The organism is Rhizobium leguminosarum (genome assembly GCF_004123835.1).
GTDB classification, from domain to species: domain Bacteria; phylum Pseudomonadota; class Alphaproteobacteria; order Rhizobiales; family Rhizobiaceae; genus Rhizobium; species Rhizobium leguminosarum_M.
On sequence record NZ_MZMU01000003.1, the window covers coordinates 1,032,668 to 1,054,314 of the forward strand.

Below are 21,647 nucleotides of genomic sequence, written 5' to 3' on the forward strand. Positions count from 1 at the left end.
GGTTGAATGACGAGCGCTGTGCTGAAAAATGGATAACGCCGGACTGTCTCTCGATAGAATGCGCACCTTTGTTCGCGTCGCCGAACGCGGCAACCTGTCGATGGTCGCAAGAGAGCTGGGTGTCGGTCAATCCACCGTAACGCGGCACCTCAATGAGCTTGAAGAGGCTGTCGGCGTACCGCTTCTCAGCCGAACCACGCGTCGCGTGACCCTGACCGACGAAGGGAGCCGCTATTATACGAACTGCCTGCAGATATTGCGCCTGGTCGAACAGGCTGCCGAAGAAGCGAGAGATGCCCGTCAGGCCCCCGCTGGGGCTGTTCGGCTTTCCTGTACGGCAGCGCTCGGCGTGATGCACATCACGCGCCTCATCTTCGACTTTCAGGATAAGCATCCGGACATCCGGGTCGACCTCAACCTGACGGACGAGCGTATCGACTTGGTTCGCGAAGGCGTCGACGTGGCACTGCGTCTTGGGCCTCTCGCCGACAGCGCGATGAAACTCCATGCGCTCGGAGAAAGCCATCGGCTGCTGGTGGGCGCCCCGGCCTATTTGTCCGCCCACGGACGGCCGGAGCGCCCAGCCGATCTGTCACGCTACGAAGCCGTCGTGATGTCCAATGTGGCCGGCAGCGACCAACTCGTTCTTTCCTCTCCCGATGGCGCAAGCCTGATGATCCCCGTCACTGGCAAGTTGCGCGTCGACCACGGGCTCGCAGCGCGCGAAGCCTTTGCCGCCGGACGCGGCATTGGTCCCGCACACCTCTGGTTGGTTCACGATCTTCTGGATGACGGCCGGCTCGAGGTCGTGCTTGGCGACTATCGTCCGTTACCGGTTCCGGTGAGCTTGCTAATCGTTCCAGAGCGTGCAGCCATTGCCCGCGTTCGGCTTCTCGTCGACTTTCTTGTCGCCGAGGTTTCCAAATTGCCGGGAATCCGGTCGTCATGATTTAGAGTCCAAAGGACAGCTTATCGCCACGCCAGCCCGTCTTCCGTAGATACTGCTCCCAGTTGAGCGTGTCGGGGTTCAGACGACGGCTCCATTCGAGGTCGTGCTCCTTGCCGAAATAGCCATATTCGACAGCATATTCGACCATCCCCAGAAGCTCTCGAACGAGAAGTTCGTTGGCGGCAAATTCTGGAAAATAGTGCAGCAGGCCATCCCGGGTGAAAGCGTTTCGATACGAGGCCTTGCGCCCGGTCACGCGCTGGAAGGTTTCGATCATCTCGCGCGGAGAAATGATGTCGCCAAGGATCGGTAGCGTTTTCCCGTTATAACGCTCGGGGTTTGAGAAAATTTCGAGGACCACCGGCCCGGTCGCCGTCAGCGGATCGACAAAAGGCGCTCGGAAATCTTCAGGAAGATAAACCGGCAGGAGAAGCGTATCGCCCTCCATGCGCGGCACATAATATTCGAGAAGATTCGTGTAGAAGAATGCCAGCATGACGAAGGAATGCGAGATCGGCAGGCTGCGAATATAGTCTGCAACGCGGGCTTTGTCGGTAAAATGCGGCGCATATTTCGTGCCCCTGGTGATCTCGCCGACATTCTCAAGCGTGCTGAAAACAATATGCCCGACGCCGGCCTCAACGGCGGCATCCGCCAGTTGTCGGCCGAGGGGAGCCTCGATTGTCTCTGGCGGGGCGATCGGCGGCGTCATCAGAAATGCGCCATCGGCGCCCTTGAATGCAGCAACGAGGTCTTTCTGAAGGCCAAGTTCGAGAGGAACGGTTACGATTTCAGCGCCGCGTTTCTCCAGACCTAAAGCTTCAGGTGAATCCTTTTTCCGGGTTAAAGCACGCACCCGGAAACGTTGGCTCTGAAGGAGTGCCGCGGCGACGCTGCGCCCCTGTTTGCTCGTTGCACCGGCAATCGCGATAAGTGGCTTTTCATGTGCAGACATAGAGCTTTACCTTCCCTGTCATTGGCGCCAAGTGAATGGCGGCACCCTATCTCAACAAGGGTCTATGGCTGTAGATAGCTGAAATACATAACATAATGCCGTTTTATGGATAAATGGCGGCCAAGCGCGGATACAAATCGGTTCGCCATCCCGGATCAGACGAAACCCGCGGCGGGATGACCGGAAGCGCCAAAAGCCATCCGCGACTGCGCAAGTGTCGTCCTTGAAACCATTCTCAAACGCTGGCCTTGGCTCAGACATATCTTCGCCGATGGCGGCTATGGTGGACCAAAGCTGAGGGGTGCATTGCAAAAGGCGCAAAGTTCACCCTGCAGATCGTCAAGCGAACCGATAGGCCAAGGGTTTCGAAGTGCTGCCCCGTCGCTGGGTCGTGGAGCGCCCATGGCTTGGCGAATGTCGGCGATTGGCCAGGGATTAGGAAAAATCAATCGCGACGACCGAAGCCTGGATCGTCATCGCCCACATCCGTATCCTCACCCGGCACTTGGCAAGATATTAAGTTTATTGAATTCTTTCCGATTCAGACTCTTAGGAATCTTGCCGAATGTATTAATATTCTTAAGTACTATTGAACATGCTTAATATTATGTTAACCTTAAAGAGATCTGAGGGGCGTTCAGCGCGTTTTCAAAGCGGAAATTCAAAGCATGAAGCTTTCGCAGATAATATCCCCAACTATGCCTAAATATAGGTTGAGAAGTGGTTCTCGCCTAAATCAAAAAATACTGTGCGTTGTATTTGCGGCAATTGCTCCAGTAACGTCAGCAGCGGAAGAGTTGCCTACGCCCACGGAATCTGTCTCGGTTGTGACATCTGGTGAGATTTCGGCCCGGCAGCCTCAATCGTTGCGTGACGTTCTTCGCTCAGGCGATAAATTGAATCTCGCATTTTACGAAAGCTTGGCCTCCGTCGAAGATCGCTGGACGGGCTCACGGGGCACGGTTCCCTGGAACTTTTACCAGCGGCCCGAGCTCACTGGCGAATACGTCGTTGAAGCGGACGGGACGATTTCGCTTCCGCTTTTGGGACGCTTCCCGGTTCGAGGGCTTCCTCCGGCGGATGTGGAGGCGATAATTCTTCCTTCATACGAAAGTTTGGTCGGCAGAAAGGGGTTCGTGACTATCGTCAAGATTGAGCACCAGCCTGTTTATATTACCGGCCCGGTTCGTAATCCTGGCTCGTTTCGATATGTTGATGGCATGACTGTTCTGCATGCCGTTGCGCAAGCGGGTGGCATGGCGGCGAAGAGTATTGAGCCATGGCAGAGTGTGGAAATTACCCGCCAGATCGAGCGGTTGAAGGCTGAGTTGGCCGATCTGAAGCGGCTTGCGTCGCGAACCGAGGTGCTCAAGGCTAAGCGCGATTCCGTGCAAATTGCCAGCATTGGCACACCTGTTCTTGGTCCCGATCCCGATGCCCAACGGTTGCTGGATGATGAGACATGGCAGCGCCAATTGGTAACGACGAGCAAGGATGCGCAGAGCAGTGCTTACGCAAAATCTGTCGCCAATGCTCAGGCCGATCTCGATCTGCGTCAGGCACGCGTCGGCAATTATGATGCCACCATTCGGGTCCGTCAGGATCGGCTGGCAAGTATCGAGAAGTTGGCCAAAAACAAACTTGTCACCAGCATTGAGTTGACCCGGGCACAAAGCGAACTGACCGAGTCGGAAGATCGAAAGCAGCAAGCCGTCATCGATGTCGAGAGCGCAAAGCAACGGCTGGCGGCAGCAAAACAGGACGTTGAGCGCGATCGTATCGAACGCAAGATCGAGATCGAAAAGTCGGCAGCGGATGCCGAAAGAGGCCTATCCACGGCGTTGAAGACGACCGAGAGCGATCTTGAAATTTTCCAGTCGATGGTATCGTCGAATGATAGCGCCGGTGTTGAATTTGAAATCGTTCGGCCTGGACCCAATGGTGTCATCGTCGAACCTGCGACCGAAGAAACGGTCTTACAGCCTGGTGATCTGATCAAAGTACATTGAGACTTAGCCACATACTCTTCCAGGAGAGTTTAATCCTCCTCTCGGCCAAACAGCTCAGGGGCATCGTCGATTTGCGATTTGTCACGCGGTCCAAAACGCCAAGGAGAGCTTATGTCTGCAATCGAAGCTTTAGAATCCTCGCATGCCTCGATGCCGGTCCAAGGTCCGATGTTCAATTTGCCAAGGACCTCACTCGTCATTCCAACCTTGAACGAAGCGGAAAACATCAAGCTGCTTTTGCCCCGCATACCGACATGGGTGCATGAAATCATCATCGTCGATGGGCGATCGACAGACGGAACGCCGGATATAGCGCGAAGCATGCGCGATGATGTCAAGATCGTACTTCAGCCTAAGAAGGGCAAAGGCATCGCATTGCGGACGGGCTTCGAAGCCGCATCTGGTGATATGATCGTGATGCTTGATGCTGACGGGTCGATGGATCCCTACGAAATCATCTTGTTCGTCGCAGCTCTTGTTGCCGGTGCGGATTTCGTCAAGGGTTCGCGCTTTATGCAGGGTGGCGGCACCAGCGATATGACGGTCATCCGCCGTTTCGGCAATCTGGGCCTGACCCTCCTGGTCCGGATGCTCTATGGCAGCTCCTTTAGCGATCTGTGCTACGGCTACATGGGCTTTTGGAGACGGCATGTTCCCTTGCTGCGTGCCGATTGCGACGGCTTCGAAATTGAGACGCTGATCAATTTGCGGGCCCTGAAGAACAAGCTCAAAATCATGGAAGTCGCGAGCTTTGAATCGGAGCGTATCTACGGCGTCAGCAATCTGCGTGCCCTCCCGGACGGCTGGCGCGTGCTGAAGACGATCTTCCGAGAACGCGTCAGTACGCCGACGGGCGTCCAAGTCCTCGAGCAGGGCATTTCCTGAGGTCTGGATTTAATTGGCGAGGCCGCATGATGCGCATTTTGATGCTCAGCGCGAGATACCTGCCTTTTGCCGGAGGAACGGAAACCCATGTAAGCGAGGTCGCAATCCGGCTCGTGCGCAAGGGGCATACGGTGACGGTATTGACGGGCAATCCCGACGGCCTTCTTCCGGTAGCGGAAACCCGAGACGGCGTGCAGATTGTCAGGCTGAAGACGTTTCCCCGTGGGCGGGATTGGTGCTTCGCCCCCGGCGTCTTCAGGGCGGTCGCCGAAGGGGATTGGGACCTGATGCATGTTCAAGGCTACCACACCTTTCTGGCACCGCTGGGAATGGCCGCCGCATCGCGGAAGGGGCTTCCTTTCGTGGTCACCTTTCACAGCGGTGGCCATTCGTCGCGATTTCGGTCCTCGATCCGGCGCTTCCAACATAGAATGCTTGCGCCTCTGGCTGCCAGGGCAGCGCAACTCATTGGCGTGTCGGGATTCGAAGCGGATCTATTCAGCCGGAATATGGCAATCGCGAGAGACCGGTTCATCGTTATCCCCAATGGCGCGCGCCTGCCGGAAAAGTCCGGGCGGCGACCGGCTTCACCTCACGACAGGCCGCTGATTGTCTCGCTCGGCAGGCTGGAGCGTTATAAAGGTCATCATCGCGCGCTTGCTGCATTTAATGTGCTGGCAACAAAATTCCCTGATATGCGCCTTCGGATCCTAGGGGAGGGGCCTTATGAGGCGAAGCTGCGTCAGCAGGTGGCCGAGCTCGGGCTCGGCAACCGTGTCGAGATCGGGGCAATTCCGCCGACCGACCGGTCCGCAATGGCCGATCTTTTGTCTTCGGCCGCTCTTGTCGTGCTCCTCAGCGATTATGAAGCTCATCCCGTGGCGGTTATGGAGGCGCTTTCGGTCAAGGCTCCCGTACTGACCACCGACACATCCGGCTTTCGAGAGCTGGCTGAGGAGGGCCTCGTGCGTTCCATTCCGCTCAACGCTTCGCCGGACTTCACCGCGCGTGAAATGCTCGCCGCCATGGAGGCGGGGCCGATCTCAATTGAGACGAGGTTGCCGGACTGGGACGATTGCACGGACCGGCTGCTGATGGTGTACAGACGCGTACTTTCGCATCCGCAGCCTGAACTGCGAACCGGTCCAGCACTGCTTGGAGATTTGAAGCACGATGACCGTTGTTAAGGGGCGGGCTTCTCCGGGCCGGCAGAAGGCCTACCAGGACGGAGCTTATCGTCATGGCTATGCAGGAAGGGTTTCCATTCCACGCGTCGATCTGTGGATCGCCGCATTTCTGGGCCTGCGCAGGCAGGACAGCGCGGTCGGGGGCGTTGCCGATCCTTCGTCGCTGGGGATGTCGCCGGTCTTTGCCTTCCTCTGCAGCTGCGCCCTTGTTGTGGCCGCTCTTGCTGCAAATGCCAGTCGGCTGGGAGAGGGCTGGGCGGTTCCCGCGTTCTATTGCGCCATCGCCGCGATCTTTCTCCCCGCGGCGGCGCGAATAATCCACCCGGGAGCCAGCCGCCTGGAGCGCTTGGCGCTCATAGTGATCGTGACCTCAGCCCTCTTCGTGGTACGCGTCATCCGCGCACCCGTCGCCTTCATAGACCATGACGAATTCCTGCACTGGGCGACGGTGAACGATATTCTCGAGGCGGGGCGACTGTTCCTACCCAATCCCCTTTTGCCGGTCAGCCCCCTCTATCCCGGCCTAGAGCTCATAACGTCCGCCTTGGTCAACCTGTCCGGACTGTCCGTCTTCGCGGCAGCCCTCATCGTGTTGGCGGCGGCGCGGATGATGCTCATGCTCGCGCTATTCCTGCTCTTTGAGAAGATCACGGATTCGGCACGGATCGCCTCCATCGCCTGCCTGATCTACATGGGCTCGTCCGCGTTTTTGCTGTTCGACGTCCACTATTCCTATGAAAGCCTGGCGATCCCCATGCTTGCGGCGGTGCTCTTGGCTTCGGAAAGCCGACGCATGGAGCGGGGCGACACGGCAGGCTGGCTGACGGTCGTCGCCACCATGATCCTGATCGTGGCGCTCGCGGTTACTCATCATCTCACCTCCTATTTTTGCACGGCCCTTTTGTGCGGCGCGGCGGTGATGGAATGCCTGAGGCAGGGCGCGTCCGCTATGCAGAGGCGGCAGGCGATCCTGCTGGCCTCGATCGCCGTGATTGCTCCGGTCGCTTGGTCGAAGATCGTCGGGAACCCCACCGGCAGCTACATCCTTCCCGTACTGGCAGGCGGCATACACGAGGTAGCGCAACTCGTATCGAGTTCGACCTCGACGCGTAAGCTTTTCGTGTCGGACACGGGAGCCTTGGCGCCTGCTTGGCAACGTTACCTGACGATGGCGGGCGTCGCGCTGATCTGCCTGGGCCTTCTCACCGGCTTTCTCCGCTCGCTCGTTTTCAATGGGCAGCTCCGGAATGCGAGCATCCTCTGGCCGCCGACCAGATGGCGCCTATGGCGATCAAGCCTTCTCGTCGTCCTCGTTTTGGTGACGCTGGCCTATCCCGTCAGTATCATCTTCCGCCTGACGCGCAGTGGGTGGGAGATCGGCAACCGCGTCGGCTCGCTATCCTTCCTCGGCGTCGCAATTGTCGTGGCGGTGGCCGTCGCGGCGTTCTGGCACGGCACGTCGCGTGGCTGGCTGCGCGCAACGGCGCTTGCCGCCGCCGCAACGACAGTGCTGATTGCTGGCGTCATCAGCTCCGAGGGACCACGTATCCTGGTTCCGGCCGGCTATGAAGTGTCGGCCGACTCCTCGTCGATAGAACCGATGGGGATCAGCGCCGCAAGGTGGACCAGGGAATGGCTGGGGAGAGACCAGCATTTCGCAACCGACCGGATCAATCGCCTGCTCCTGTCTACTTATGGCCGGCAACAGGTCTCGACCACTCTTGAGAGTGGGCAGGATACAGGCATGGCCATCACCGCAGCCGATCTCGGCCCGATGGAACGCAAGCTGCTGATCGACTCGGGCGTCGGCTTCGTCATGGTCGACCTGCGCATGACCACCGGCCTGCCCGGCGTCGGCGTCTATTTCGACGGCGGCGCGCAGGACCGAAACTACACGGTCCCCCTCCAGTCGTCGTCGCTGCTCAAGTTCAATTCCGAGCCCGATGTCGACCGCACCTTCGACAACGGCTTCATGGTCATTTTCGACGTCGGGCGGCTCGCGAAAGCACGGCAGCCCGCCGTCCCTGGTAAGCGGACCGGAGAGCCGGTGCAAACCTTGGGACGAACAGACGGAGATTTACAATGATCGATAGCCGTATCGACGCTTTCATGTGCGTCCATTCGCGGGACATCGAATATTTACTCGAAGCGTCCCTTCGCTCCTACCAGCAGCATTTCCCCGACAAGGGAAACCTGACCATGGTTACCGACAACCCGGCCGCTTTAAGAGCCTTCCTCGACGCGAAGGATCTCGTGCCTGGAGCAGCCGTCACCGGCGACAACGACTGGCTTTCGGCCAGTGAACTGGAACTTCCCGGCTGGTTTCGGCAGCAGATCATCAAGCTGCGCGCCTTCGAATTTTGCCGGACCGAGCATTTCTGTAATCTCGGTGCGGATACACTGCTGCTGCGGCCCATCGCGACGACCGATCTGATCGACCGGCGCGAACCGGTTCTATATTATTCCAGCCACAGGCTTCCCGATCTGCACTACCGTTTCGAGAAGCAACGGTTGCGCAATGTTGCAAAGATCCTCGGCGTCGAGCCGGCCCGGTCTTTTCGCTACGTCGATTTCATCAACGATTTCTTCTGCTTCAAGCGCGAATGGCTCATCGCGCTGAATGACTACATCGCGTCGAAATACGGCTCAAACCCCTACGTCGAGCTGCTTAAGGGGCTGAGCGCGTCAAAAGACCAGACACGGTTCGGGGAATGGACGCTCTATTCCGTCTTTCTGCTCGATGTGATGCACCAGTCGCCGACGATGCGCGATGCGCGCGGGGGGGCCTATCTGACGCAGATCCATAGCCGTCTCGGCCTCACTCTGAGCCGGCTGGACAGCAAGATCGTTCATCTCGTCCAGAAATCCTTCGACCCGAACGTGATCCGCCAGAAGCTCATGAAGGTGAACCCGGGCGCCGCTCAGATCATCGGCGCGACGGCATGGGCGGATGCAGGAGCTCGTCCCCGATGATGGCCCGCCGTGTCTTTCTGGGAAACATTCCGCTGTGGGTTCTTGCCGCTGCGTTGGCTGTAACGTGGCTGCCCGAAACCTTTTCGACCTGGGAGCAGGCGGTCCGCCTAGTGCTCTGCGCGCCGCTGATACTGTATTTTCCGGGCCGCATGCTGGTGGACACCCTGCGCATAGAGGGCGATATGGTCACGAGGGGGACGCTCTCGGTGTTCCTGAGCTTCGCGGCCTGCATTTTTTGTGGGCTTCTGCTGCATGTCGTCGGGCATCTCGATGCGCGAGGCTGGGTATACGCGCTGGGCCTGACGACTATCGCCGTTCGGTGGCTGAATGTCGTTCTGCAGCTCGCAAGGCCGGTTCCAGCCATTCCTTGGGCTTGGCCCGGCCGCCGTTTTGGGACCTTCGCCGCTTCCATGATCTTGGCGACGAGTTCCGTCCTCGTGGCGCGCCCGGTCGCGCTTGAACGCAAGCCGTTTCAATTCACCGAGCTTTGGATGGTGCCCAAAGGGAACTGGACGAACAATGTGGTAACAGTCGGCGTGCGCAATTCGGAAGACGCCAAGACGCTTTACAGTCTTGACCTTGTTCTGGGGGGCACGCTGATTGGAAAGATGCCAACCTTCGAACTGGCGCCTTCCTCCAGCCAAACCTTCGAATTCTCCGTACCGACAAAAACGCGCCCCGCCGCACGGCTGGAAGCCTGGCTCTACAGGGACGGCGACAGGGGAACGATCTACCGCAAGGTCTGGATGACCATCGACACGCTCCAGTCCCCGGCACCGACCGGAATAACCCTTCAGTTCGCTCCGGAGACGAAAAATGGATAATGTCCAGCACCCCGGGCCCGGCAAGCTCACGACGGCAATCGTCATCTGCTGCTATTCGGACAAGCGCTGGGACATTCTCAACAAAGCAATCGAGGCGGCGGCGCGCCAGGTCCCGGCCGCGGACGAGATCGTCGTCATCGTCGATCACAATCCGGCACTCGCGCTGCGTCTGCGCGCCAAGCGCTTCGAAACCCCCGTCCGGATCGTCGAGAATATTTATCCGCCCGGCCTCTCCGGTGCCCGCAACACCGGGATTTCTGTCAGCCGCGGCGAGGTCATCCTGTTTCTCGACGACGACGCCGTGTCGGATCAAGACTTGCTGGCGACCTTGGTGCGGCAACTCGAGGATCCCTCGGTTCTGGGCGCCGTCTCCGCTATCCGCCCGTTGTGGGAAACAGACCGTCCGTCCTGGTTTCCCGACGAATTCCTGTGGACCGTCGGCTGCACCTATCGCGGCCTTCATCCGGGGCCGGTGCGCAACCTCATCGGCGCGTCCATGTGCATCCGCCGCTACGTCTTCGATCATACGGGCGGCTTCGATTCCGGCTTGGGCCGAACGGCCAAGGCTTTGCCGCTCGGATGCGAGGAAACCGAACTCTGCATCCGTGCAACTAAGGCCTTGCCGCATGGCCGTTTCGTCTTCGAGCCATCGAGCGGCAGCGATCACGCCATACCCGCCGATCGCGCGACGTGGAAATATTTCCTTCATCGATGCTGGGCCGAAGGGCTTTCAAAGGCCAGCCTATCGTTGATGGCAGGCACCGGCGAGGCGCTGGCGTCGGAAAAGACCTATATGACGAGGACGTTGCCCCAAGGGGTTATGCGGGGATTGGCTGATATGTTGCTTGGCCAGCCGAGCGGCCTTCTTCGCGCCGTCGCGCTGGGCGCCGGCCTGACGGCCACTGCGGCCGGCTTCGCTCTCGGCCGGACCCGCGCTGCCCTTACGCGACCGTTCACCTCCGTTCCTGCTCGCGCTCTCGAACCGATGGAATAGGCATGATGACCCTCAGCGCCGTCATGACCAAGGTCCGCAGCCTCCTGATGAATCAGGCGGTTTTGCTCCTCAATGCAGGCATGCTGGGGCTTGGAACGTTGATGACGGCCATTCTCGGCTTCGTCTACTGGTGGTTCGCGGCGCGCTCCTTCTCGGCCGAAGCTGTCGGGCTCGCCGCCGCCGCCATATCGTTGATGAATCTCCTCGCGAATCTCGGTGAAGTCGGTCTCGGGCCCTTCCTGATGGGCGAGATAGGCCGTCAGAAAAGAGCAGGCCCATTTCTGACGGGCGCCCTCCTGGCCTCGTTCAGCGCCTCCATCGTCGTGGGGCTGATCTATCTTGTTATCGCAACCTATACATCGACGCAGCTTGGCTCGATCGTCGGTTCCTCCGCGACCGATCTGTTCTTCGTCGCTGGTTGCGCTCTGACGGCCGTGACCCTCGTGCTCGACCAAGCCCTGGTTGGCCTGCTGCGCAGCGGCCTTCAACTGGCCCGGAATGTCGTCTTCGCCGCCAGCAAGCTTCTTCTACTGATCGCTCTCGGCCTGACACTTGGCCGGGCGACCAGCGGACTGGCGATCTTCGCCACCTGGTTTACCGGGCAGCTTGTCTCGCTGGTCGTCGTGGCCGGGCTTCTTGTTTATGCCGGCAGGCGCGTTTTCCACCGGCCGGAGATCCGCGCCTTCCGCCCGGTGCTCGGACAGGTTTTCGGCCATCATACGCTCAGCATGGCTGTTCAGGCGCCGGCGCTGCTGCTGCCCTTCGTCGTCACGGTGATGCTGTCCGCTGAGATCAACGCCGCCTTCTATGCCGCCTGGACGGTGCTGAACGTCGCGCTTCTAGTCCCTGCGTCACTCGCCTCGGTGTTGTTTGCCATCGCTTTGCGGGAGCCGGAGCTATTTCCTTCGCGCCTGCGCCTGTCGCTCGGCTTGTCGATGCTGGTCTGCGCGGCGACCGCCTTGGCGTTCCTCTTCCTGTCGCGCTTCATGCTCTGGATATTCAATCCGGCCTATGCCGCGATTGCAGGAAATGGCCTCCAGTTTCTTGGCGTTGCCGCTTTTGGAATGGCGTTGAAGTATCATTATCTGGCGGTTCAACGTGTCCGACGGCGCCTGGGTTTTGCTACGCTCGTTCTGACCGGCGGTGCGCTGCTGGAGATCGCGGCTGCCGTCGGTGGTGCGCAATTCGGGATCGCCGGCACAGCCAACTTCTGGGTCATTGCTGTTTCGCTGGAGGGCCTGCTTCTGTGCCCGGCATTGTATTGGGCCACACGGCACACTGCGACGCAGTCCACCATCGCGCCATCAGCGGCTGCCGGTGTCTCGACATACGGCAATTCCCTCGACGAGACAGACCAAATCGGAATTGCGTCACGGGCTTGAAAGGGAGTTTCCTCGCATGAGACGTATTCACCATTTCCGGAATTTCGCTATCGGCGCTGTGGCGCTGGCGCTTTTTTGGTCTGCTCAAGTCGGATCTGCGGACGCGCAGTCATCTGCACAGCAACCTTTCGTCACGACGAAAGAGGGGGGCTTCCTGCTGGACGGCAAGCCATTTCGCGTGGCCGGCGTAAACAACCATTATCTGACATTTGGCTCGTCAGGCGAAGTCACCCGCGTGTTGGACGATGCCACGGCAATGGGTGCCAATGTGGTGCGCACCTTCCTGCAACCGGTTATAGGGTCGCTGGACGGCCGGGTGCCGACGATCTGGAATTCAAAAAGCACGGCCGATTCCAGCAATCTGGGAACCAAGGGCATCTATATGATGAGCTGGGATCCGATAACCAACAAGATGGTTCCCAACGACGGACCTGACGGCCTGCAAAAGGTCGATTACCTCATCGCGGAAGCGGCGAAGCGCAAGCTTAAGCTGATCCTCGCATTCGTCGATTTCTGGGCCTACACGGGCGGTGCCCAGCAGATGAACGCCTGGTACGGGAGTTCGGACAAATACACATTTTTTGCCGCTGATCCGCGAACCCGACGCGATTACAAGGCATGGGTCGGGCATGTTCTGTCGCGCGTCAACACGATTACTGGTGTGCGCTATTCCGATGACCCGACCATATTTGCCTGGGATCTGGCCAACGAACCTGACATCCATCCCAAACCGCTCCTTCATGAGTGGGTGTCGGAAATGTCAGCCTATGTCAAATCCCTGGCACCGAAACAGCTCGTAACGACGGGCCATGGGAACATGGATCAGAAGCTGGCGGATATGAGCATTCCGAGCGTCGATTTCGGCACGTGGCATGGCTACCCATCTTACGCCAAAATGAGCCATTCCGATTTCGATGCCCGCATTCGCGAATACTGCGCGATCGGCCGAAATATCGGAAAACCGGTAATCCTGGAGGAGTTTGGAATTCCGCGGTCCGATGCCGATCAGGCAAACGCCTATGGAACTTGGCTGAACACGATCGCCACCTCGGATTGCGGAGGCTGGGTGGTCTGGCGGCTCACCAGCACGCAGGACTCGGGCCTCTATCCTGAGGACGATTACGACAAATTCGACATTCACAACGATGGGAGCCCTGCTTGGCAGGCTCTGCGCGACGCCGCCCTCAAGCTTCAATAATCAGGGCCACCGGAGCCATTCCGCCGTCCAGCATTAAAGCATGTCGCGCAAAAGTGTGCAGCGGTTTTGCGACAACGGCATGCATAAAAACAACGACCTAAAGCGCGAGGAGCGAATCTGAAAGATCGCGACGCGCTTTAGTCGTCTTGAGCGATGGATCGGGCCGGGTGTTGCCATTCGATTTGATGGCTGCCAACAATATGTGGCATATCGCTCGAAGGCGGAAACCGATTTCAAGACGAAAACACGCGTGACACGACGATCGGAAGCGCGCCCGCGAACCGGGATGGTTGCGCGAACGAACAAGTGATAGCGATCTCAACACGCCAGAGTATTGACCTAAATGCTTCCATATTTTCTTGCGATCTAAACTGGGTCTCTAGCTTCGCCAAATATTCGCGATATATCCAGGATATTGGGGACAAACTGGAGATTTTCGAAGGTCGGCAGTTGGCAATATGAATAATGCGGACGGCTCGCTCCCAGAAGCGGTATCGTATATTGACTCATCATCGGGCTATCCCGATTCGAAAGAGGGATTCCGGCAGTGAACTCTTCACGCTTTCTCCAATCAATCGTCGAAGCCGAGTCCCATGATACACGCTTGAATTTCGCCCGCGCCGCGATTTTTCAGCTTTATAGTGCTTGCCTGCCAACCGGTTCTGCGCCGGCTCAGTTTTCCGTCGAACTCACGCTATCTGAAGAAGAACCGGTCACGCTTGTCGTGCGGCCGTTCGTCAATAAGGTCGAAGCACTTGGCGGGCTTGTGAAATCCCTGTTTTCGACAAACGCGGAGACCGTACTGCGAGCCCTGCCATGCAGGGTGGAGGATAAGGTTGGATCCGGCATTGGATTGATACTTTTCGTCGACGACGAGCCGATGATTACCATCGGATCTCTCGCGGATAATAGCGGACTGTTTCTCCGGCAAATCGAGCCCGCATCCAGGAACACGTCCGGGGTTGCCACAATCGGTACGGTGGTAGGCCAACGACTTGCCAGTGTGGTCCCTATTCCGACTGGATCTCTCCATCTGCGTAAGCCGAAATAACGGACTTTGACCAATCAAGGTATCAGCAGGAGACTGCCCGCCGAACGTCCGGATTCCATCTCTTCGTGCGCCTTCGCAACATCGGCCAAACGATATCCGGCGCCGATCTGCGAAACGGGCGTGAGGCAAGGATGACCGGTGCTCGATCTCTGTCGAATCACATCACTTTTCACAAAGCCGTCGGCCGCCGGAATAGGGCTGATAAGTACAATCGGACGGCCGAAATGAGCGGTAACTGCGCGAACAGGCGGTGATATTACAGGATTGCGGTGCGCCTTGGCCATCGACCACTGCTTCCGTCGATCGCACTCCGTTCAGCGTCGGTTCGGCCGCCGTCTCGCGCATGAAGTCTCGCCAGATATGCGCTGGCAGGTCGCCGCCCGTCACCCCCTTCATCGGCGCGTCATCATCATTGCCGACCCAGACACCGACGACGAGCGCTTCCGTGAAGCCGACGAACCAGGCATCACGATTGTTCTGGCTCGTGCCGGTTTTACCGGCCGCAAACGTGCCGGGATCTGCCCCACGTCCAGTGCCGCGCTCGACCACCAACTGCAGCAGGCCGAGGAGGTCGGACTGGTAGGGCGAAAGATCGACATTCGGCTTTGCTTGTGAGCCAACTCGAAACGTCTTGGGCTGCCCTGCCGCCTGGAAGTCGATGATGCCCCAGGGCCTGACGGGTGCCCTGCCGAGTTGGACGGACGCATAGGCGCTGGTGAGGTTAAGCAGATTTACTTCTGATGTGCCAAGCGCCAAAGACGGCGTGTTGGCCAGTGGCGCATCGATGCCGAGTTCACGCGCTGCGGCAATCACATTGTCCAGCCCTACCTCTTCGGCAAGCGCCACTGAGGCGGCATTGAGCGAACGCGCGAACGCCTCGGCAAGGGTTACCCAGCCGCGATAATTGCCACCGGAATTTTCTGGCGACCAGCCATCGATGTCAATTGGCGCGTCCAGAACCCGGTCAGACAAGGTGAGCCCAGCCTTCAATGCCGCGTAATAGACGAATAGCTTGAAGGTGGAACCCGGCTGGCGCATCGCAGTGACGGCGCGGTTGAACTGGCTTGCCTTGTAGTCGCGCCCTCCAACCATCGCTACGACCGCGCCGTCGGGCGTCATCGCAACCAAGGCCGCCTGCGATGCTTCGACTGTCTTTCCCTCACTGTCCAGAGCTCTTTTCACGACCCTCTCGGCGATCTGCTGCAACCGCGGCACCAGCGTGGTGCGCACCGTCGTCGAACCCGGCGAGGAGCCGGCGATTTCGCTTGCTTGCTGTGAAATCCAGTCGGCAAACCAGCTTCCGGAGCGCGGCGTGGGCGTCGTTGGGTGCAGCCTGGCAAAGCCCGTCTTGGCCTCGGCCGCCTGTGGCTCTGTGATTTTTCCATTGGTTGCCATCGCGTCGAGAACGACCAAGGTGCGCTGCCGGGCGCCTTCGAAATTGTCGATCGGATTCCATTGGCTCGGCGCCCGCAGCAACCCCGCCAGCATCGCCGACTCCGGCAGGTTCAGGGCGCCGATGTCCTTGTTGAAATAGATGCGCGCGGCGGCAGGCATGCCGGTGGCGCCCGCGCCAAGATAGACGCTATTGAGATAGCGCGTCAGGATTTCCGCCTTGCCGAGCTTCCATTCCAGCCAGAAGGCGATGACGACTTCCTGCATCTTTCGTTTTATGGTTCGGTCGCTGTCGAGGTATTGCAGCTTGATGAGTTGCTGAGTGATCGTGCTGCCACCCTCCACCACCGAGCCGGCTTCCAAGTTTCGCAGAAGCGCCCTCCCGATGCCCCTGGGGTCGACGCCGAAATGATCCATGAACCGGCGATCCTCGATCGAAAGGACGGCATCGATCAGATGGGGCGGAAACTGGTCGTATCGAGCATATGGCCCTTGATAAGGTCCCTGTCTTACCAATGGCGCGCCGTCGGCAGTTTCCAGCACGACGACCGGCTTTAACGTTCCATCCCGGATTTCGCTCCAGGGCACGTCTTTCAGTGCCCACACCAGCACGCTTCCTGCGATGAGGCAGACAAGCAAGGCCAACCCGATAGCGAATTTCAGCCAGCCCGCAATGAACGGAGCGCTTCGTCGCCTTTCACGCGGCCTTGAACGCTGACCGCGAATACCGCGCCCCGCTTTGACTAAAGCACTCGTCATCCACTTGTGGGTAGCTGACGCGACTCCAGGCCGCGTCGACCTCAGCTTCGTCCTCCAAAACAAGGCGGCCGTTTTGATCTTTGCCAAAGCAGAACTCGCCTGCAAATCTTGGCGCAGCGCACGCAATAGAGTCCTGGCGGCCCGCTTGGTTTGGCCGAAGGATTCGTGGGGCGGCTGCGGGTCGTCGACTCGGGTGATTCCCGGCGAATCCGAGGCGGCCGCTTGCGCTGGCGAATTTGGTGTCTGATCGCCACCCGAACTCGAGTTGCTAACGCTTTCACCTGAGGATTCGGGAGAATTGGGCATCGATTACCGCGAAAAAGCCAACGCACAACGACCTTTATAGCCGGGTGATGCGGAGTGTTCCACCGCAAAAGGCCGCAACGGTTCCGAGCAGTTTCCGGGCTCCATGCCCTCGGGCTGCAAGGCAACGGTCTGCGCGTCGAAGGCGAGGCCGACTTTGGGCTGGGCGTCGAGCGAGTCTTTCGTTGTCAATGAACGACTTGGGAAGCTGCCGACATCAATTCCTGGGAATTCGGTGCCTGGAATGTCTGGAGCCCAGCCTCCAGAACTTCAGTGAAGCTCCAGCGTACGATGCCGTCACGGTCGATGAGGAACTGACCGACAAGCTGCCCGTGGTCGGCAGTCATCATCTGCTGATCGGCTTCCGTAACCTGATATCCTTCCTTGTTGTTGAGAAATTCGTCCATTGCCATCACGCCCATAGGCTCGGGCAACTCGCCCGGAAGATCGATCAGTATCGCCATGGCCGTGTCGATCCCGACCTCGCGTAGGCCGAAGGCTTGGTGCGAAGCCCGTACCGGGTCGGAAGCAGCAAGAAGATCGGGTATCGGATGGTAACGGAAATAGAGTCGTGCGCGTTCGACCGGGGTGTTTACCACCGCCAGGGATTGGACGCCTTTCTCACGCAGCATCGGGTTGAGATATGCCATGGCCGCGACATGGCGCCGGCAGAACGGACAATGCAGGCCTCGAAACAAACCGATCAACAATGGGCTGCGGCCACGAAAATCATCAAGTGCGATCTTCCCCTCGTGCGAGATCGCATCAAACACAACGTTCGGGACCCGGTCGCCCGGTTGCAGCGGATGGTCGACATAGGGCGTGGACATGGACAACCTCCTCGCTCGGGGATCAGTCGAGAAAAGGCGCCACGTTAAGTGCTTCGAGGTCTAGATTGAACGTTGCAAGGCCTGACCTCTCGCCTTACCGCATCGCCAGGATCCTATCTTAAGAATGGCCCCACATTGGCCCACGGGCAAGCGGTAAACAGTGAATCGTGAATTGAAAAAGTCCGTTTTCTGCAAACACTGATTTTTTTAGTGGCCGTAGAGGCCGACAGGGAATCCGCCAGCCCGCAGATTCGGCTGCGGTGAGGGGCCAGTCTTGCTGGCCCCTTATCCCTTGTCAGATATCGCTTGCAGCGCTCGACCAGAGGTCGGCCGCTTCGGCTGCCGTCATGCGCCGTACTTCGGCTTCGTGGCTGCGGCTGGCGAAGAGTTCGCTCGCCATGATCTGTTCGGCCAGATCGGCCGGAAGCGAGAGGATGACGCGGGCTTCGCCATTGTGCAGGCCGCCGAGTTCGGTGCGCTTGCCGGTCACCATACCGCCGGCGACCGTGTTGTTGGTCTCCGGATCGATCAGGATGAAGGAGCCGGAAAGCCGGTTCTGCTCATAGGGGTCGAAGATCGCGGCTTCGTCGAAGACGAGCCGGACTTTGCCGATGGCGTTCATGTAGAGCCGCTGCGCGGCGTTCCAGGTGCCGGTCTTCAGCTCCAACTGGCTGAGCGGCTGCACCTGGACACGCTGGCGGCGGCTGCCGCTCTTCAGCCAGTAGCGTTTGCCGGGCTCGATGCCCTCCGGCTGCAGAGCGACGATCTGCGCGTCGAAGGCAAGGCCGACCTGCGGCTGGGCGTCGATCGAGACGATCATGTCGCCGCGCGCCACATCCACCTGGCGGTCGAGCACCAGGGTGATCGCATCACCGGCAACGGCCGCATTGCGGACGAGATCGAAGGTGACGATCTTGGAGACGTTGGCGACCATACCCGACGGCAGGATCATGACGCTGTCACCCGGCTTGACCGAGCCGCCGGCAACCGTGCCCTGATAGCCGCGGAAACTTTCGCCGGGACGCGAGACGCGCTGCACCGACAGGCGGAAGCCGACCGTCTGCGACGAGCGCACTGTGGCAAGCTCCAGTGTCTCCACCAGCGACGGGCCGCTGTACCAGGGCATGGCGGCCTGGCCGGAATAGACGACGTTTTCGCCCTTCAGCGCCGACATCGGAATGGCTGTAATCTGCTTGACGCCGAGCGACAGGGCAAATTCGCGGAAGTCATGGCTGATCTTGTCGAAGCCGGCGCGGTCGTAGCCCGTCAGGTCGATCTTGTTGACGGCAAGCACGAACTGCTTGATCCCGAGCAGCGAGGCGATCGTCGCGTGACGGCGCGTCTGCTCGAGAATGCCGAGGCGCGCATCGACCAGCAGGATGGCGAGATCGGCGGTCGAGGCGCCGGTCGCCATGTTGCGGGTATATTGCTCGTGGCCGGGCGTGTCGGCGACGATGAAGGAGCGCTTGTCGGTCGAGAAATAGCGATAGGCGACATCGATGGTGATGCCCTGTTCGCGCTCGGCCTGCAGGCCGTCGAGCAGCAATGCGAAGTCGGGCAGGCCGAGGTCGTTCTGCTTACCGGTGGAATCGCGCTGCAAGGTGGCGGCCTGGTCTTCCTTGACCGCCTTGGTGTCCCAGAGCAGGCGGCCGATCAAGGTCGACTTGCCGTCATCGACGCTGCCGCAGGTGATGAGCCGCAGCGGCCTGGTATCGCGCAGGGCCTTGAGCGGCTCGGCGGCGGGCAGGCTGACGACGGTTGCGGCCGAGACGGCGGTTTGGGCTGCGGTCATCTCAGAAATATCCTTCACGCTTCTTCTTTTCCATGGAGCCGGACTGGTCGCGATCGATGGCGCGGCCCTGGCGTTCGGACACCGTTGCAATTTCGAGTTCGGCAATCACCTCTTCGAGGGTGGTGGCCTGTGAGCGGATGGCGCCGGTCAGCGGGAAGTCGCCGAGGGTGCGGAAGCGGATCATGCCTTCCTGGCGGACTTCACCGGGCAGCAGTTCCAGGCGCGGATCTTCGGCCAGGATCATCATGCCGTCGCGCTCCACGAACGGCCGCTTCTTGGCGTAATAGAGCGGCACCAGCGGAATGTCTTCGGCCTGGATATAGCGCCAGATATCGACTTCGGTCCAGTTCGACAGCGGGAAGGCGCGCACGCTCTCGCCCTTGCGGATCATGCCGTTATAGACGTTCCAGAGTTCCGGCCGCTGGTTGCGTGGATCCCAGCGATGATCGGGCGTTCGGAAGGAATAGATCCGCTCCTTGGCGCGGCTTGCTTCCTCATCGCGCCGCGCGCCGCCGAAAGCCGCATCGAACTGGCCGGCATCGAGCGCCTGGCGCAGCCCCTCGGTCTTCATGATGTCGGTGAAGGCAGCCGATCCATGCGTGAACGGCGTGATGTTTTCGGCCTTGCCGCGCGGATTGATGTGTTCGATCAGATCCAGATCGTACTTCTTCGCGGTCTCGTCGCGGAAGGCGATCATCTCGGAAAATTTCCAGCCGGTGTTCACATGCAAGAGCGGGAAGGGCACGCGGCCGGGATAGAAGGCCTTGCGCGCCAGATGCAGCAGCACCGAGGAGTCCTTGCCAATCGAATAGAGCATGACCGGACGCTCGAATTCGGCCGCAACCTCGCGGAAGATGTGGATGGACTCGTTTTCCAGCGCTTTCAGATGCGGGTCGAGCGGCGCCTTGGCGCTCTGCGGATTGCTGAGTTCCGTATCCGGACGGCTATCGGGCATGTTTTACTCCAGACTGTCGATCGTTTGCGGGTGCCCGCAAAGCAATTCCTTGATGTTGGTTTTCCCAAGGCTGCGGCGGTCGCCGCGCCCTGATTGGGAAAGCCGTGGGGTGATTTACTGTGCGGCGATCGCTGCGGCCTCTTCGGCGACATGCAGGCCGCATTCGCGCGTTTCGTCCTGCTCCCACCACCAGCGGCCGGCGCGTTCCGGCTCGCCGGGCTTGATCGCCCGCGTGCAGGGCTCGCAGCCGATCGAGGGATAGCCGCGCTGATGCAGCGGATTGACCGGCACGCCGTTTGCGGAAACGAAGGTCTTGATCGCCTCCAGGTCCCAGTCGGCGAGCGGATTGACCTTCAGCAGGTGCCGTTCGGCGTCGTATTCGGCAAAAGGCGTTTCGGCGCGGTTGGCCGATTGGCCGCGACGCAGGCCGGTGATCCAGATCGCAGCACCTTCGAGGGCACGCGCAAGCGGCTTCAGCTTGCGCACGCCGCAACAGGCATGCCGGGCTTCGACGCTCTCATAGAAACCGTTGAGGCCGTATTGCGCTGCATAGGCGTCGATATCGGCCTTCTCGGGCTCGAAGCGATGGATATGGATGTCGTACTGGCTTTCGGTCTCTTCGATCAGCGACAGCGTCTCGGCAAACAGCCGGCCGGTCTGCAACGTGGCGATATCGATCGGCAGACGGTGCGTACCGATCTCGGCGGTGATCACCTGGTCCTCGATGCCGAGGGACGTCGTGAACACCGCGCGGCCGCCAAGGCCGGAGACCAGCGACAGGCGTCCGGCAAGGTCGAGGCCTGCCAGTCTGTCGTTCAGCGCCTGCGCTTCCGCAATCGGCCCGTCTTCCGCAATCGCATTGATAGCAGTCATGAGAATCCTGTCCTTTGTTGACCGGAGTATCGCAGTTCACGCATGGATCGGACAGAAAAAGGGATTTCGAAAGCTGCGGCCGGAGGAGCAAATATCTCTCCGAAGCTGCCGCGATGCAGAAAAGCAGCCGCCTGCGGATGAAAATCCACATCGGCAGCTCGAATGTCTATAGAAATAGTAGAGTTACACGCAGCCTGTCAATCCGAAATCTGAAGTGATGCCGAAAATGGTGCAGAAGGCGCGGTTTTGGCATAGATTAAGAGAGCTTGGCCGAGGGCGAAAAACAAGGCCAAAACGCTTGTCTCTCAAGGCTTTCTTCGGCGCGTTCAAATTCCG

The 21,647-nt window shown here is 59.5% G+C and carries 17 protein-coding genes and 2 pseudogenes; 12 read left to right on the forward strand and 7 right to left on the reverse strand.

The window, feature by feature from the left end; translation table 11 throughout:
• Window positions 1-28 precede the first annotated feature (28 nt).
• Window positions 29-949, forward strand: coding sequence for a LysR family transcriptional regulator (locus B5P46_RS08885; protein ID WP_129418349.1), 921 nt, complete (start codon window positions 29-31; stop codon window positions 947-949).
• A gap of 1 nt (window position 950) precedes the next feature.
• Here B5P46_RS08885 and B5P46_RS08890 read toward each other — a convergent pair whose 3' ends face one another.
• Window positions 951-1,904, reverse strand: coding sequence for an NmrA/HSCARG family protein (locus B5P46_RS08890; RefSeq protein WP_129418350.1), 954 nt, complete (start codon window positions 1,902-1,904; stop codon window positions 951-953).
• A gap of 201 nt (window positions 1,905-2,105) precedes the next feature.
• On the opposite strand from B5P46_RS08890, the pseudogene B5P46_RS08895 reads away from it, so the two are divergent.
• The 11 genes and pseudogenes from B5P46_RS08895 to B5P46_RS08945 form a co-directional block, all read left to right on the forward strand.
• Window positions 2,106-2,424: pseudogene (locus B5P46_RS08895) on the forward strand (transposase); the annotation flags it as partial.
• Between the two features lie 148 nt (window positions 2,425-2,572).
• Window positions 2,573-3,913, forward strand: a complete 1,341-nt coding sequence (locus B5P46_RS08900) for a polysaccharide biosynthesis/export family protein (protein WP_245456125.1) — start codon at window positions 2,573-2,575, stop codon at window positions 3,911-3,913.
• A 111-nt stretch (window positions 3,914-4,024) separates the two neighbouring features.
• The gene (locus tag B5P46_RS08905) at window positions 4,025-4,798 is read left to right on the forward strand and encodes a glycosyltransferase family 2 protein (protein ID WP_129418351.1); all 774 of its coding nucleotides are present in this window, start codon (window positions 4,025-4,027) and stop codon (window positions 4,796-4,798) included.
• A 26-nt stretch (window positions 4,799-4,824) separates the two neighbouring features.
• On the forward strand, window positions 4,825-5,985 hold the full coding sequence (locus tag B5P46_RS08910; protein WP_129418352.1) for a glycosyltransferase family 4 protein: 1,161 nt from the start codon (window positions 4,825-4,827) through the stop codon (window positions 5,983-5,985).
• Complete coding sequence (locus B5P46_RS08915; protein WP_129418353.1) at window positions 5,972-8,071, forward strand: hypothetical protein; 2,100 nt, start codon at window positions 5,972-5,974, stop codon at window positions 8,069-8,071. The genes B5P46_RS08910 and B5P46_RS08915 overlap by 14 nt, the downstream gene beginning before the upstream one ends.
• A complete protein-coding gene (locus tag B5P46_RS08920; protein WP_129418354.1) occupies window positions 8,068-8,958 on the forward strand; it encodes a DUF6492 family protein in 891 nt (296 codons plus the stop codon). The genes B5P46_RS08915 and B5P46_RS08920 overlap by 4 nt, the downstream gene beginning before the upstream one ends.
• Window positions 8,955-9,782, forward strand: a complete 828-nt coding sequence (locus tag B5P46_RS08925; protein ID WP_129418355.1) for a hypothetical protein — start codon at window positions 8,955-8,957, stop codon at window positions 9,780-9,782. Before B5P46_RS08920 ends, B5P46_RS08925 begins: the two co-directional genes overlap by 4 nt.
• Window positions 9,775-10,776, forward strand: coding sequence for a glycosyltransferase family 2 protein (locus B5P46_RS08930; protein ID WP_129418356.1), 1,002 nt, complete (start codon window positions 9,775-9,777; stop codon window positions 10,774-10,776). The genes B5P46_RS08925 and B5P46_RS08930 overlap by 8 nt, the downstream gene beginning before the upstream one ends.
• A 2-nt stretch (window positions 10,777-10,778) precedes the next feature.
• Window positions 10,779-12,158 (forward strand): hypothetical protein, encoded by a 1,380-nt coding sequence (locus tag B5P46_RS08935; protein WP_129418357.1) that lies wholly within the window; start codon window positions 10,779-10,781, stop codon window positions 12,156-12,158.
• Window positions 12,159-12,174: 16 nt separating this feature from the next.
• Window positions 12,175-13,356, forward strand: a complete 1,182-nt coding sequence (locus B5P46_RS08940; RefSeq protein ID WP_129418358.1) for a glycoside hydrolase 5 family protein — start codon at window positions 12,175-12,177, stop codon at window positions 13,354-13,356.
• A 604-nt stretch (window positions 13,357-13,960) separates the two neighbouring features.
• On the forward strand, window positions 13,961-14,407 hold the full coding sequence (locus tag B5P46_RS08945) for a hypothetical protein (protein WP_245456126.1): 447 nt from the start codon (window positions 13,961-13,963) through the stop codon (window positions 14,405-14,407).
• A 14-nt stretch (window positions 14,408-14,421) separates the two neighbouring features.
• Here the strand turns inward: B5P46_RS08945 and B5P46_RS08950 are convergent.
• From B5P46_RS08950 to B5P46_RS08980, 6 genes and pseudogenes are all read right to left on the reverse strand, one after another.
• A pseudogene (locus B5P46_RS08950) lies at window positions 14,422-14,523 on the reverse strand (quinone oxidoreductase); the annotation flags it as partial.
• Between the two features lie 46 nt (window positions 14,524-14,569).
• Window positions 14,570-16,864, reverse strand: a complete 2,295-nt coding sequence (locus tag B5P46_RS08955) for a PBP1A family penicillin-binding protein (RefSeq protein ID WP_129418360.1) — start codon at window positions 16,862-16,864, stop codon at window positions 14,570-14,572.
• A gap of 185 nt (window positions 16,865-17,049) precedes the next feature.
• Window positions 17,050-17,691: a peroxiredoxin-like family protein gene (locus B5P46_RS08965; RefSeq protein WP_129418362.1), complete on the reverse strand. Its 642-nt coding sequence runs from the start codon at window positions 17,689-17,691 to the stop codon at window positions 17,050-17,052.
• A 295-nt stretch (window positions 17,692-17,986) separates the two neighbouring features.
• Entirely contained in the window at window positions 17,987-19,483 is a 1,497-nt protein-coding gene (gene cysN / locus B5P46_RS08970; protein ID WP_129418363.1) for a sulfate adenylyltransferase subunit CysN, read from the reverse strand.
• 1 nt (window position 19,484) lies between these two features.
• The gene (gene cysD / locus B5P46_RS08975; protein ID WP_062942690.1) at window positions 19,485-20,438 is read right to left on the reverse strand and encodes a sulfate adenylyltransferase subunit CysD; all 954 of its coding nucleotides are present in this window, start codon (window positions 20,436-20,438) and stop codon (window positions 19,485-19,487) included.
• A gap of 114 nt (window positions 20,439-20,552) precedes the next feature.
• Complete coding sequence (locus B5P46_RS08980) at window positions 20,553-21,311, reverse strand: phosphoadenylyl-sulfate reductase (RefSeq protein ID WP_129418364.1); 759 nt, start codon at window positions 21,309-21,311, stop codon at window positions 20,553-20,555.
• Between the last annotated feature and the right edge of the window lie 336 nt (window positions 21,312-21,647).